Annotated in this window: 14 protein-coding genes; 4 read left to right on the top strand and 10 right to left on the bottom strand. The window is 46.7% G+C overall.

What is annotated here, in order from left to right:
- Positions 1 to 972 precede the first annotated feature (972 nt).
- Together prfA and rpsT are read right to left on the bottom strand one after the other, a co-directional pair.
- Complete coding sequence (gene prfA / locus QZ157_RS01380) at positions 973 to 2040, bottom strand: peptide chain release factor 1 (RefSeq protein ID WP_295140822.1); 1068 nt, start codon at positions 2038 to 2040, stop codon at positions 973 to 975.
- Positions 2041 to 2052: 12 nt separating this feature from the next.
- Positions 2053 to 2319, bottom strand: coding sequence for a 30S ribosomal protein S20 (gene rpsT, locus QZ157_RS01375; RefSeq protein WP_002949506.1), 267 nt, complete (start codon positions 2317 to 2319; stop codon positions 2053 to 2055).
- Positions 2320 to 2684: 365 nt separating this feature from the next.
- On the opposite strand from rpsT, the gene glmM reads away from it, so the two are divergent.
- The 4 genes from glmM (at position 2685) to hemJ (ending at position 5890) form a co-directional block, all read left to right on the top strand.
- Positions 2685 to 4028 (top strand): phosphoglucosamine mutase, encoded by a 1344-nt coding sequence (gene glmM / locus QZ157_RS01370; RefSeq protein WP_295140818.1) that lies wholly within the window; start codon positions 2685 to 2687, stop codon positions 4026 to 4028.
- Entirely contained in the window at positions 4021 to 4551 is a 531-nt protein-coding gene (locus QZ157_RS01365) for a signal peptidase II (protein WP_295140816.1), read from the top strand. The genes glmM and QZ157_RS01365 overlap by 8 nt, the downstream gene beginning before the upstream one ends.
- Positions 4541 to 4903, top strand: a complete 363-nt coding sequence (locus tag QZ157_RS01360; RefSeq protein WP_122872958.1) for an NINE protein — start codon at positions 4541 to 4543, stop codon at positions 4901 to 4903. The genes QZ157_RS01365 and QZ157_RS01360 overlap by 11 nt, the downstream gene beginning before the upstream one ends.
- A 552-nt stretch (positions 4904 to 5455) precedes the next feature.
- Complete coding sequence (gene hemJ / locus QZ157_RS01355; RefSeq protein WP_002949512.1) at positions 5456 to 5890, top strand: protoporphyrinogen oxidase HemJ; 435 nt, start codon at positions 5456 to 5458, stop codon at positions 5888 to 5890.
- A 218-nt stretch (positions 5891 to 6108) separates the two neighbouring features.
- On the opposite strand, the gene QZ157_RS01350 is transcribed toward hemJ, so the two are convergent.
- The 8 genes from QZ157_RS01350 to QZ157_RS01315 all read right to left on the bottom strand — a co-directional run bounded on the left by QZ157_RS01350 (position 6109) and on the right by QZ157_RS01315 (position 13766).
- Positions 6109 to 6249 carry a hypothetical protein gene (locus QZ157_RS01350; protein ID WP_295140810.1) on the bottom strand — a complete coding sequence of 47 codons (141 nt, stop codon included), beginning with the start codon at positions 6247 to 6249 and terminating at the stop codon, positions 6109 to 6111.
- 254 nt (positions 6250 to 6503) lie between these two features.
- Complete coding sequence (locus QZ157_RS01345) at positions 6504 to 7382, bottom strand: type II secretion system protein (protein WP_295141005.1); 879 nt, start codon at positions 7380 to 7382, stop codon at positions 6504 to 6506.
- A gap of 800 nt (positions 7383 to 8182) precedes the next feature.
- A complete protein-coding gene (locus QZ157_RS01340) occupies positions 8183 to 9325 on the bottom strand; it encodes a PLP-dependent aspartate aminotransferase family protein (RefSeq protein WP_295140807.1) in 1143 nt (380 codons plus the stop codon).
- Between the two features lie 21 nt (positions 9326 to 9346).
- Positions 9347 to 10099, bottom strand: a complete 753-nt coding sequence (locus QZ157_RS01335; protein WP_295140804.1) for an amino acid ABC transporter ATP-binding protein — start codon at positions 10097 to 10099, stop codon at positions 9347 to 9349.
- Entirely contained in the window at positions 10099 to 10716 is a 618-nt protein-coding gene (locus tag QZ157_RS01330; RefSeq protein ID WP_295141002.1) for an amino acid ABC transporter permease, read from the bottom strand. The genes QZ157_RS01335 and QZ157_RS01330 overlap by 1 nt, the downstream gene beginning before the upstream one ends.
- A gap of 315 nt (positions 10717 to 11031) precedes the next feature.
- The gene (locus QZ157_RS01325; RefSeq protein WP_295140802.1) at positions 11032 to 11784 is read right to left on the bottom strand and encodes an amino acid ABC transporter substrate-binding protein; all 753 of its coding nucleotides are present in this window, start codon (positions 11782 to 11784) and stop codon (positions 11032 to 11034) included.
- Between the two features lie 67 nt (positions 11785 to 11851).
- Positions 11852 to 12607 carry an amino acid ABC transporter substrate-binding protein gene (locus tag QZ157_RS01320; RefSeq protein ID WP_295140799.1) on the bottom strand — a complete coding sequence of 252 codons (756 nt, stop codon included), beginning with the start codon at positions 12605 to 12607 and terminating at the stop codon, positions 11852 to 11854.
- A 391-nt stretch (positions 12608 to 12998) separates the two neighbouring features.
- Positions 12999 to 13766 (bottom strand): transporter substrate-binding domain-containing protein, encoded by a 768-nt coding sequence (locus QZ157_RS01315; RefSeq protein WP_295140796.1) that lies wholly within the window; start codon positions 13764 to 13766, stop codon positions 12999 to 13001.
- Positions 13767 to 13798: the final 32 nt, after the last annotated feature.

The raw sequence follows: 13798 nt of genomic DNA, 5'->3' as shown, positions 1-13798 counted from the left end.
TCAGAAGTTACTACCGAGCTACAAATGCGCGCTTTATGCACCAAAGCCTGCAAGGCCTCGGGCCGATTTTGTAAGCAGTTCAGCAAATGCCACTTAAACAGGCAAATACAAAGCGCTCGTTTGTCCGCAAAGCTAAATTAACGTAGGCGCAAGGAAGCAAAATCACATTAAATTTAAACAGTTCTAAAACGACTTAAAAGATAAAATGCCTCAACCTAAATCTTTGCAAAAACATATCCGTGCAAGTGCCGAATTTGCTCTGCGACCGTCGCCAGTAAAGCGACGTAACTTTTCGCATAAGCGTAGAGATGGAAGTTTTCAAACATCTGCGCCCCGTGTCTGTCGGCAAAATTTAGCGCCTGGGCGATAAGGTCGGACGAGACGGTCCTGGCGCAAGAAGCTACGCGTAAATCGGAAGCTAATCTAACTAATCGCAAGCGATAAATGCGACAGGCGATGTTAAATTTAAACTCGGCGCCGACGTAAGCTACAAGCTTGCAAAGTCTGTTAGAAATTAACGACGCATAAGAGCAAAGTCTGCGGCTATTATGCGTGAGCGCAGAGTTTTAAACAAAGTTACGCCAAAAGTATGGCTTCGTAGCTAAATAACTTTATAAATTTGCTTTTATCTCGGCGCTTTTTAAGACGTTTTGATTTGGGCTGCCAGGCCTAAAAATCTTAATGCAACAATGTAAATTTACGCTGGGTTTAAATTTGTCTAAAAGAGTAAGAAAATATTTTCGGATTTAGCAAACAAAAACCGGTGCGACCTCTTTATACTAAATCAATCCGCAAAACAAACGCCACGACCGTCTAAAATATCGCAATTTATTTGTCAAAATCGGTTTACGATTTTATAAAATTTAACGGCAGTGGCGCAAAGTAAAAATCAAAATACGAATTTAATAAAAATACCCTAGAATACAACCGCTCGTAGAGTAAAAATTAAAATTACGCAAAATTTATAGCAGCTTAAATTTCAGCGTCCGAGATTGCTTCGGCTTGATAATGCGCAATCAGCGGCTCGATGATCTCGTCGAAAAGCCCTGCCGCCATTATCGCGTCGAGGCGATAAAGCGTCAAATTTATGCGATGGTCGCTGATGCGGTTTTGCGGGAAGTTGTAGGTGCGGATACGTCCCGAGCGGTCGCCCGTGCCGACTTGGCTTTTGCGCTCGCTGGTTTCTTTGGCTAGGCGCTCTTCTTCTTGTATCTCGTAAAGGCGCGCTTTTAGCACCTTCATCGCGGCTTCTTTGTTTTTGTGCTGGCTTTTGCCGTCTTGGTTCGTGACGACGATGCCTGTGGGGATGTGGGTGATTCGCACCGCCGAGTCGGTCGTATTTACCGACTGTCCGCCGTGACCGGAGCTGCGCATAACGTCGATACGAAGGTCGTTTGGATTTATCTCGATCTCGCTGTCTTCGACTTCTGGCATGATAGCGACGGTGACTGCAGAGGTGTGCACACGACCCTGGCTTTCGGTCTCGGGTACGCGCTGTACGCGGTGGGTGCCGCCCTCAAATTTGAGCCTCGAGTACGCCCCCTTGCCCTTTATCAGCAAAATAATCTCTTTAAAACCGCCCGTATTACCTTCGCTTTGACTCACGATCTCGAATTTATACCCGCGAAGCTCGGCGTATCTGGCATAGGCGTTAAACAAATCGCCCGCAAAAAGCGCCGCTTCATCTCCGCCCGTTCCCGCGCGGATCTCTAAAAATACGTTTTTATCGTCATTCGGATCTTTTGGAAGGAGTAAAATTTTAATCTCTTCTTCGAGATTTTCTTTTTTGGATTCGAGATTTTTTAGTTCGTCTTTGGCTAGCTCGCCAAGCTCGGCGTCATCGAGCAAAGCCTTGTTCTCCTCGATGTCCGCGAGAGTTTGTAGATAGGACTTTGCAGCCGAGGCGATATCTTCTAAATTTGATTGCTCTTTGGAGAGCTTGGTCATATTTGCGATATCGTTTGTGATAGACGGATCGCTAAGTAGACGAGAGAGCTCGTCGTAGCGATCCAAAAAAGGCTGCAGTTTGTCGGCTAACATTAAAAATTTAGATTAAGCAGATAGTTTATTTACGAGTTTTGCGAGACGTCCTACGCGGCGAGAAGCTGTTTGTTTTTTCAAAAAGCCCTTGCTAACGAAGCTGTGGAAATCTTTGTTTGCCACTTTAAACGCGTTTAGCGCGGCTTCTTTATCGCCTGCCTCAACGGCTACGCGCACGGCTTTAGTGATATTTTTAAGCCTAGTGCGGTAAAATCTGTTTCTTTCAGTCCTTTTGATAGTCTGTCTGGCTCTTTTTTCAGAAGATTTATGGTTTGCCATAATGTCCCTTTTTCATAATTTTAGTCCGTGATTATATAAAAACCAGTTTTAAAATCCGCTTAATTTAAGTAAAATTTAAAGCGAGTAAATTTACAACTTAAATTTGGATATTTTTTGATAGAATAGGTCGAAAATTTAATGAATTTATGGAATTTGGCGGGCAAATTTTATCTTACCATAAATTTAAAGACGCAGTGTTTGCCACCCAAAAAGTTGATAAGGCTTTATATCTTGAGATAGATTTAAAAGTTGCGACGCAAAAATAAAGCGGAGCGGACTGGTCGTCCGTGAGCATTTATTTTTGCTAGCCCTTTTAAATATACTCAAGAGATAAGGCCGTAGAAATTTTAAAAAAAGGAAAGATAATGAAACTATTCGGTACCGACGGCGTCCGCGGCAAAGCCGGCGAAAAACTATCCGCCGCAACGTCCATGCGCCTTGCTATGGCTGCGGGGATATATTTTAGACAGTTTGCGTCGCATACGAACACTATTTTACTAGGCAAAGACACGCGCAAAAGCGGCTACATGATCGAGACCGCCATCGTCGCGGGGCTCACGGCCGTGGGCTACAACGTCCGTCAGATCGGCCCGATGCCTACTCCTGCGATAGCGTTTCTCACCGAGGATATGCGCTGCGACGCGGGCATCATGATCAGCGCCTCGCACAACCCGTATTACGATAACGGCATCAAATTTTTTGGCAGCGACGGCAATAAACTGGGCGAAGAGGCCGAAGAGCAGATAGAAAAGATTTATTATGACGACGCGCTCATAGAAAGATCGCAAAAACAGATGCTTGAAATCGGCGCCGCAAAGCGCATCGACGACGTCATCGGCCGCTATATCGTGCAGATCAAAAACTCATTTCCTAAAAACCTAAGCCTGCACGGACTGCGCGTGGTTTTAGACGTCGCAAACGGCGCTGCGTACAAGGTCGCTCCGACTATATTTAGCGAGCTGGGAGCTGAAACCATCGTCATAAACGACGAACCAAACGGCAGCAACATAAACCTAAACTGCGGCGCGCTCTATCCGCAAAATTTAGCCTCCGAGGTCGTGCGATTGCGGGCCGATCTGGGCTTTGCGTTTGACGGCGACGCCGATAGACTCGTGGTCGTAGACGAGTGCGGCGAGGTGGCAAACGGCGATAGTTTGCTAGGCGTCATGGCGGCATTTTTACAAGAAAACAAAGCCCTAAAAGGCGGCGCGGTCGTGGCTACCGTGATGAGCAACGCAGCACTCGAAGACTACCTAAAATCCCACAAAATCAAGCTCCTACGCGCAAACGTCGGCGACAAATACGTGCTTGAAAAGATGAAAGAAAACGGCACGAATTTCGGCGGCGAACAAAGCGGTCACATCATCTTTAGCGACTACGCAAAGACGGGCGACGGACTCGTGGCGGCGCTGCAGTTTGCGGCACTGGTGCTAAAAAAGGGTAAAAAAGCGAGCGAAATTTTAAGCGAGATAAAGCCGTATCCGCAAATTTTGCTAAATTTAAAGATAACAGAGAAAAAGCCGCTTGAAAGCATCGCCGGGCTAAAAGAGCTTGAAGCAAGCCTCGCAAAAGAGGGCATCCGCTCGCTATTTCGATACTCGGGCACCGAAAACCTCATCAGACTTTTGATCGAGGGCAAGTGTGCCGACGCGCTAAAAACCCGCATGGACGAGGTCGAGAAATTTTTCGTAAAAGCGCTAAATGGCTAAAATTTTAGGCGTTTTTTTCGCGGCGTTTTTCGTCGTTTTAGCACTCGATCAGGCGGTCAAGCAGATATTTTTGGGCGGTTTTTCGTGGCAGGGCGAGTACTTTTCGCTAGTGCTTGCATACAACCGCGGCGTGGCGTTTTCGATGTTTGCGTTTCTGGGGGAATGGCTCAAATTTATCCAGCTAGTGCTGATCGCGGGCGTTTGCGCTTATCTACTCTGGCGACTAAAGCGCAAATTTGACGCGCGGGACGCAGCGAAAACGGAGTCAAATTTGACCCAAGATAGCGAAAAAAAGGAAATTTTAGAAGAGCACGCGCTAGGAGCGGGTATAATACTGGGCGCGGGTAGCTCAAATTTGCTCGACCGTTTCGTTCACGGCGGCGTCGTGGACTACGTCTACTGGCACAAGTGGTTTGAGTTTGCGATCTTTAACCTCGCAGACGTTATGATCGACGTCGGGGTCGTACTCACACTCTGGCAGAGCTTCGCCGTGGGACGAAAAGGGGCTAAAAATGGGCGATAACGTTTATATAGCCTACGCGCTTTGGTTGCTTACGGGCTGGTTTGGCGGGCATAGATTTTATCTAGGCAAATTCGTGAGCGGCTTTGCGATGATGGCGCTGTTTTTCATCGGATATAGCCTAGCTTGGGCGCTTGTCGGCTACGTATTTTGGGCGCTTTGGGGCGCGTGGTGGCTCTTTGATCTACGCCTAACCGGCGCGGCGGTCGAGAAAAATCAGAAAAAAGAAGCGCTAAAAGACAAACTGCGCGCGCAAGACCTCGAGGAGCGGCTTAGACGCCTCTACGAGCTTTATGAGAGCGGCGCGATAAGCAAAGAGGAATTTGAGGCAAGGAAGGAAATTTTGCTAGGGTGAGGGTCGGTTAAATTTGTTGAAATTTTTAAAATTGCTTCAAATTTAGCTTTTAATCTACTGCCTAAAATAGAACCCTGAGCCCAAATTTTTAAAATCCAAACGCTCAAAGTAGTTACCTACCGAATTTCGGCTTCGCTATCGTTTAGAGGCGATCTGCTAACAGTTGCAAGCGTAGCGAAGCAAAAAGCTTTTTGATTGTTGCGTTTTAAAAATTTTGAATCTAAATTTTAGCATTTTCAAGGTGCGGGTCTCGGTGGCTCAAATTTGCAAATTTAACTTCAAATTTGAGCGCAAAACGATAAGGCGAAGTATTTTTTCTTTTTACTTCGCGCAAGCGCTCGTAACGTTCTGCTTGCAGTAGCAAACGCAGTGAAGCTAAACTTCGCTACGAGGAGACGAGGCGGAAATGAGCCGATCGAGGGCGCGTATAAATAATACGTAACCGAGCTTCGGCAAAATTTCCTTCTGCTTGCAGTTGCGACCGCAAGGGAAGCAAAGCGAAGTATAGGGCAAAAAGACAAGCCTCTAAAATAAAAATTAAAAGGAGAAAAAATGGCAGAGTATTACAATCTCATCAAGTACTTCCACTACTTGTGTTTCATCTCGTGGATGGCGTTTTTGTTCTATCAGCCGCGCCTCTACGTCTATCACGCGGAGAATATGGACAAGCCTGATTTCGTACGCGTCGTCGAGGTGCAGGAGTACAAGATGTACCACTACATCGGCTGGGTCGCGCTGATCGGCACGTTTTTGACGGGCATTTTGATCATCGTCGCGATGCCTGAGCTTTTGCGCAGCGGCTACATGCACGTCAAGCTCACCGTCGTCGTTATCCTTGCGGCGTTTCATCTGGATCTTGGCCGCTATATGGTGCAGCTGCGCGAGAAACGCTGTAAGAAAAGCGGCATGTTCTTTCGCGCTTACAACGAAGTGCCGACCATCGCGATGGTTATTATCATCTGGATGATGGTGTATAAGCCGTTTTAAACCGCGCTAAATACTTGCCTCGAGACGAAGAGTTTCAGGATGATTTTGTATCTACGGCAAGAATGCGAGCAAACAAAGCCGCCCCGCACGGAGCGTTTTGCGCTAAATCGCGCCAGTTTCTAAGCGGTAGATCGTAAATTTACGTCGCTCAAACAAGGCAGGCAAAAATGCGCAAGATGCTGCGACGTAATTTCTTGTGCGGCTTATAAATTTAGCCTCTAGCCAAAAGCGTAGCTGGCGGCTAGCTCGGGCGCAAATTTATGCCGCCGATGTTTGCCGTCGGGATGAGCGGTTTGATCGCGGCAAACTAAGATAAATCCGTCAAAACCGTCAAATCCGCCGACTAGTCCGGATGGCAAAACCTACCCGCCGCCTCTTGAGCTAGCGGGGCATGCCTGATCATCAACCCTGCGGTTTTCAAACACCCGCCCGTTTTTGCGCCGCACGGATGGATAGCGCAAACGTTTGGGGTAAATTTAAACCAAAAATGCGAGAAATCATCTAGTCCGCGACAAAGGCGGCTAAATTTGATTTGCGAGAAATCCGTATAAATTTATGCGGACTTTAACGTAAATTTACCTTAGATATTTGTCTTATAGGCTTTATGCTTGGGTCAATATCCCTCAGCATCCCATTCATACGGAATAAATCTATACGTATAATCCTTGTCCTTATACCTTACATGAACAAAGCCAGTATCGCCCTCTATATAAATATTAGCCTCTTGCTTTCGTCCGGATATCGTAAATTTAAAACGTTTATACATATATCCCGCACCTTCTGCTTGAGCGTTCGTTTGTCCGCAATGTACGACTCTCCCGCCGTACGAACGTTGAAGAACGTGCGATATATGAGGTCTACCAAATTCGTCAAAGCTTAGTGTTCTACTTGTGTACGGGTTATTTATGCAGTTTAATCTAGACGGAGATACGTTTCCTAGGGAAGTACCGTTTAACATGCCTGTTATGGATATGCTATCTACGGGATTAGCGGCAAATCCGCCGATGTATACATGAATAACTCCTTTTCTAACAAAATTAAGCTTATTGTTAAATTTGCTTAAATCGCAGGGTAATTGGCGGGACGATGAATGTTCAAAAGCATAGCCGCTGTATAAAAAGACGTTAGGATTAGAAGGGTCTTTAGCAAATATAGGCCTAGGCGTTCCGCCGGGATTAGTCTCCTTAAAAACAGTAAGTCCAAAAGGTAGTTCTACGAGTCCAAATTGATTTTGTGCTTCTTGACAATTTGCAAGCTGTATACCCCATCTTTTTTTAAACCAATTAGGATCGTTTGGATTATAAAGATTGTCTTGTATTGCTAATTGCTGCGTATAGCGGATCAGCGCGACGATTTGATCGACCGCCTCATATAGGCGGTCTTCCTTTACCTTAGGTAGCGCAATCAGAGCCAGTATGCCCACGACCAAGATAACGATGATAAGTTCGACCATAGTAAAAGCTCTTTTTAGGGTTTTTGGGACTTGGCGGATTAAATTTAAACGAGACGCGGCAAAATCAGAGAGAGAGTAGAAGGAAAATGTTTACTTATCTTTCGCATTTGTTTCCTTTGTGTTAAATTTTAGACAATGATACGGTTTTTATCCTAAAACCGAGCTAAATTTAGTCGCGATTTTTTAAAAATTTAGGTTAAATTTGACAAAAGAAAGTGAAATTTAACGAATTTACAGCTAAAAAGGCATCTCAAACTAACCCGCAAGCAAAATACGTCTAAATTTAGTCAAATGCGGCACGCTTTCTAGCCTTTATCTCTAGCCAAAGCCACCGCCAAAATCCTCGGCGTAACAAATCTCAAAAAAAGATAAATTTGTCGCCGCCCTAACGAGCACCCGCCTCAAGAACAAGCTCGCGCCGATATCGGCCCGCCCTCTTTTACCGTGTTTAGGATTTTGCCGCTCGGGTTACAGGGCGGTATCTACGATCTCGTAAATGCCGGATCGCTCCTCGCTTCTTTCTAAGCGCGCAAAAAGTAAATTTATCGCCGTTTGCGTAAATCCGGTCATAAAGGTCGGCGCGCAAAGATAATCAAAGACTCTAAACTCAAATTTCTCCGCATCTAAAACGTAGCCTACCTCAGCGGTAAAAGACGCGCCGTAAAATTTATAGCGCCTTGCTCGCCAAAAAGCGCGGATTTAAAAAATAAAGAAATTTACGCCCGCCTTGGCGCCGGGTGCCGCTTTATCAAACTAGGCGCACCCATTTGCGCGCCTAGTCAAGGCTAAATTTGATAAATTTAGCCCGAGCGACAAAAGCGCCAAGGCGGCAAGCAAAGTTAAATTTTAGCCTTTTTTATCGCCTGAGCCAGATCGGCGATTAGGTCGTCTGCGTTTTCTACGCCGATAGCAAGGCGCAGCAGATTAGGCTTTATGCCGATTTTATCTTGCAGCTCTTTAGGGTATGATTCGTGCGTCATGGACGCGGGCTGGCAGATGAGGCTCTCAACGCCGCCAAGACTCACGGCTAGATCAAAAAGCTCCAGAGATTTGGCAAAAATTTTATAGTCGTATTTTTCGTTTAGCTCCAGCGATATAACCGCGCCGATATCGCTTGCTTGGCGGGCCTGGATCTGCTTTTCTAGCTGCGAGTGCGATCCCGCGTAGTGCACCGCATCTACCGCTTCGTGCGATTTTAAAAATTCGATGATTTTATGCGTATTTTGCGTCTGGCGATCAAAGCGCACGCTAAGGGTTTTAAGGCCTCTCATCAGATAATAAGCGTCCATCGGGCTGATTATGCCGCCAAACGTATTTCTGGCAAATTTTATCTTTTCGGCTAGCGCGTCGTCGTTTATCGTAACGATACCCGCGATCACGTCTGCGTGTCCGCCGATGTATTTCGTCGCGCTATAAACTACGATATCTACGCCAAAATCAAAAAGCTTTTGATAATAAGGCGTTAAAAAGGTATTATCGGCAATCACTAGGATGCCTCTTTTGTGCGCGATGTCTGCGATACGGCGGATGTCGGTCACGCGCAGCAGCGGATTTGAGGGCGTTTCGATAAATATCGCTCTCACGTCCTTTGCGATATCTTTTTCCTCTAATAAATTTAAATCATCCACCGCCTCGTAGCTTATGCCCTGCGACGCAAAGACATTGCTAACGTAGCGGAAAGTGCCGCCGTAGACGTTATTGTTTAGCAGCACCTTATCGCCCGTTTTTAGCAGACTAAAAGCCGCTGCCGTCGCCGCCATTCCCGAGCCAAAGCTAAATGCGTATTTGCTGCCCTCTACCTTAGCAAAAAGCTCGTCAAACGCCTGTTTAGTCGGATTTGCGCCGCGCGAGTAGGCAAACTCGCCAAAGCCGTCTAGCCCCTCTTGCACGAACGTCGTCGCCAGATAAACGGGCGGCACGACGGCTCCAAAAGGGTTATGCTTGGCCTCGATGCCTTTTACGATTAGCGTGTCTAGTTTCATTTTCTCTCCTTAAATTTATCGCTAAAATTTCAAAAATCTTATATCCATCGCCGAGATAAAGCTCATTATACGCTCGTTTCGGCTAGCGAAAAATCTCTCCGCATCGCCGTCAAACGCGATCTTGCCTTTATCCAAAAATAAAATCCTGTCCGCGACTTTGCGAGCAAAATTCATATTATGCGTGACGATGACGAGGGATTTTTTCTCTCTGGCTAGGGCTATGACGACTTTTAGCACCTCGGCTTCCAGCTCCGGATCTAGCGCGCTAGTTGGCTCGTCTAGCAGCAAAAACGACGGATCCATCGCTAGCGCCCTAGCTATCGCCACGCGCTGGCTCTGACCGCCCGAGAGTCTGTTCGGATAGGCGTTTTGCTTATCCGCCATGCCAACCTTGCCTAGCAGCTCGAGGGCTTTATTTATCGCCGTTTGCTTGTCGGTGCCAAGTACCTGCGTCGGTCCTTCGATCACGTTTTGTAAAACCGTTAGATGCGGAAACAGATGAAATCCCTGAAACACCATCCCCGTTCGCCTGCGAAAAGGCAGTAGCTCTTTTGGCGAAATTTTGCCGCCGAATTTTATCTTCTCGCCGTCTAGCTCCAGTTCGCCTTCCTCGGGGATTTCGAGTAAATTTATGCAGCGAAGCAGGGTTGATTTACCGGATCCGGAAGACCCCACGATCACCGTAGTTTGCCCATCTGCGATCTCTAGGTCGATGCCCTCTAGCACCCTTTGTTCGCCAAAGCTTTTGGTTAAATTTTTAAATTTTATCGCCATCACACGTACCTTGAAGTTCGTTTTTCTAACTTGCCTTGCAAAAAGGTAAGTAGCGTGCAAACGACCAAATAAATAAGCGCGGCCAGCACGTAAAGTAGCAGCGGCTCGTATGTGCGAGCAGCGATGCGCTGGGCGACCATAAACATATCCACCATAGTTATGGAAGCTGCTAGCGAGGTGTCTTTAACTAGCCCGATGAAGGTGTTTGATAGCGGCGGCAGCGATATACGAACGGCCTGAGGCGCGATGATACGGCGTAAAATTTGCGCGTGCGTCATACCTAGCGATGTCGCCGCCTCCCACTGCCCCTTAGGTACCGATAGGATCGCCGCCCTCACCGACTCGGACGCGTAGGCGCCGACGTTTAGGCTAAAAGCGATGATCGCCGCGCTCCACGTATCAAGCGTAACGCCGATAGAAGGAAGCCCGAAAAATACGATAAAAAGCTGCACTAAAAGCGGCGTGCCGCGAAATATCCAAACGTAGCCGCCAAAAGCCCATCGTAAAATTTTCACGTTTGAAAGGCGCGCGATAGCGGTTATCACGGCGATAATCAGCCCGCAGGCAAAAGACGCCAGCGTTAGCGGTATCGTGACCTTAGCTAGGGCTTCTAGCATCGGCAGCAGCGAGCTTGAGACAAGCTCGATTATGCGGTTTATGCGTTCCGTGTCCAAATTTACCTCCGTTTTTCACACCGAATTTAGGCTTAAATTTACTAGTCGCGAGCCTTTGAGCCGTTAAATTTTGCTTGCAAGATTTACCCGAATTTGCCGTTTAGTTTTGCAAGCGGCGTTTTTTTGCTAAATTTAAAATTCGCGGCTAAATTTAACGGCTTTTAATTTAGCCTGTAAGCAAGCCTGTAAATAGGCCATCGCCGTTAGCGTAAACGAGCGGCGAACCCGTTAAAATCTGCTGAATTTGACCTAGCAAATTTACTCCGAAACGTCCTTGCCGAAATACTTTTGCGAGATTTCTTTTAGCTTGCCCTCGGCCTTTAGCTCGGCTAGGGCTTTGTTTATCTGCTCAGTTAGCTCGGCGTTGCCCTTTTGCACGGCTACGCCGATGTAGTCTTTTTCGTTTCCGACGGCGGCGATTTTAACCGGAGCGGCGGGTTGATTCTTCGTAAAGTCCAAAAACACGATATTATCGCGCAGCACACTATCTACTCGGCCTGCGATTAGCAGCTCCATGCTTTTAGCAAAGCTATCGACCGTGACGTTTTGAGCGCCGTAGCTAGCGGCAACCTTAGCCCAGTTGCTAGTAGCCGAGTCGGCATTTTTCTTGCCGTTTAAGTCGGCGAAGCTTTTTATCGAGTCGTCGTCCTTGCGAACGATGATAGCGCCGTAAGTAACGGTATACGGCTCGCTAAGTTCGTATTTTTTCTTTCGCTCCTCGGTGATGCTTACTTGGTTAAACACCGTGTCTGCCTTGCCCGCATCAAAAGCCGCTAACATCGCATCCCAAGGCGCGGTTAAAAATTCGATTTTTAAATTTAGCTTCTTAGCCACGGCTCTTGCGACGTCCACGTCGTAGCCGGTTAGCTCGCCTTTTTCGTCATAGAACGAAAACGGTGCGTAAGTGCCCTCGGTAGCGACGGTTAGCACGCCTTCTTTGATCGTTTTAGCGTGCAAATTTAGCCCCAGAGCCAGGATCGCCGCGGCTTTAAATAAATTTGAGATTTTCATGTTTTTCCTTTTTTTGGATTTACTCAGGCGCGAATTTTACGGCAGGGCCGCTTCGCGCCTAAATTTATCATTCGGAGATATTTTTACCGAAATATTTTTCTGAGATTTCTTTTAGTTTACCGCTAGATTTTAGTTCGCCAAGAGCCTTATTTATCTGCGCGATTAGTTCGGCGTTGTCTTTGTGCGCGAGCGCGGCGGTAGGTATCGCTTCTCCGGTAAATACAACCTTGATAGGCGCGTTAGGCCTTTGCTTGACGTAATCAAGAAAGGTCACGTCGTCGTTTATCGTAGCGTCCGCGCGCTTTTGGGCGATTAGCTCTACGCCCTTACTAAATCCGTCTACGACGATAATCTGTGCGCCGTGCTTCTCTGCTATCTGCGCCCAGTTGCTAGTGGCCGAATGCGCGCTTTTCTTGCCTTTTAGATCGTCAAAGCCTTTGATATCTTGCGTATCTTTGTGAGTTATCAAAACCGCGCGAGGAACGGTATAAGGCTCGCTAAATTCATACTTTTTCTTTCGCTCGTCGGTGATGCTTACTTGGTTAAACACCACGTCTGCCTTGCCCGCGTCAAAAGCCGCTAGCATCGCGTCCCACGGAGCCTCGACGAATTCGACTTTAAGCCCTAATTTATCGGCGACGGCTTTTGCGATATCTACGTCGTAGCCGGTTAGTTCGCCCTTTTCGTCGTGGAAAGAATACGGCGAATACGTGCCTTCGGTCGCAACCTTTAAGACGCCTTCTTGGATGGTTTTTGCGTTTGCGTTAGTTAAAAGGGCTAAGCCCGCCAAAGTAAGTAGAGAAGATTTTAGTAAGTTTTTCATTTTTCGTCCTTTTTAAATTTATTGTTAGCTATTCATTTAAAAAGGCTCGCGCATGCGGATTAAGTAAAATTCTTTTTAAATGTTTAGCGACTTGCTAAGCACTTAAAAAGAAATTCGTGCCTAGCGCCCTAGCTTTTCGTCTCGCAACAACACATGTCGCACATATCGCTTTTCATGATGCACCTTTCGTTTTAAATTTAAACGACGATTTTATGCAAAAAAAGTTTAAGATAAAATAAAAATATATCAAAACCCAGCTTTTGCATAAACTAAAACTCCGTTAATTTTACGCCACACGACTTTAAGACGGGCGCAAGATAGGCGGCTAAAGTCTAATCAATCTGCTAACGGCGGCAAATCTGCCTTGCCGCCTCTAAATTTAAGCCTAAATTTACTCCGAGATATCCCTGTTAAAATACTTCATCGAAATCTCTTTTAGCTTGCCTTCTACTTTTAGCTCGTTTAGAGCCTTGTTTATCGCTTCTAGTAGCTCGGCGTTGCCTTTATGTACGATCGCTGCCGTATACATCGGCGTTTCGCCCGCCTTGATTAGCTTTATCGGGGCTTTTGGGTGCTGTTTTTTGTAGTCGTAAAACAACACGGCGTCGTCTATCGTGTCGTCGGCGCGCTTGGTGATTATGAGATTTATCTGGTCGCTTAGGCTATCGGCTACGACGAGTTTTGCGCCGTATTTTTCGACAGTAGGGATCCACATGCTATTTACCGAGTGCGTGGAGCGCTTGCCCTTTAGATCGGCAAAGCTCTTGATATCGTCGTTATCCTCGTGCACGATGATCGCCGAGTATGAGGTCATGTAGGGCACGGAGTAGTCGTACTTTTTCTTGCGTTCTTCGGTGATGCTTACTTGATTAAACACGGCGTCTGCCTTGCCCGCGTCAAACGCCGCTAACATAGCGTCCCACGAGGCTTCGACGAATTTTGGCTTTAGTCCAAGTTTATCTGCGACGGCTTTTGCTATCTCGACGTCATAGCCCATTAGCTCGTCTTTTTCGTTATGAAACGAAAACGGCGAATACACGCCCTCGGTCGCTATTCTTATGACGCCGTCCTTCTTGATCTGCTCGAGCGAATTCGCGCTCGCTAAATTTAAACAAACGGCTAATACCGCGCCTAGTTTTAAAATCTGTTTTAGCTTCATGCTAACTCCTTTTATAAATTTTAATCCTAAAT

The organism is uncultured Campylobacter sp., assembly GCF_905372745.1.
Classification (GTDB): Bacteria; Campylobacterota; Campylobacteria; order Campylobacterales; family Campylobacteraceae; genus Campylobacter_A.
The sequence above is the reverse complement of the archived record's forward strand: the minus strand, read 5'-3'. Positions and strand labels throughout refer to the sequence as shown.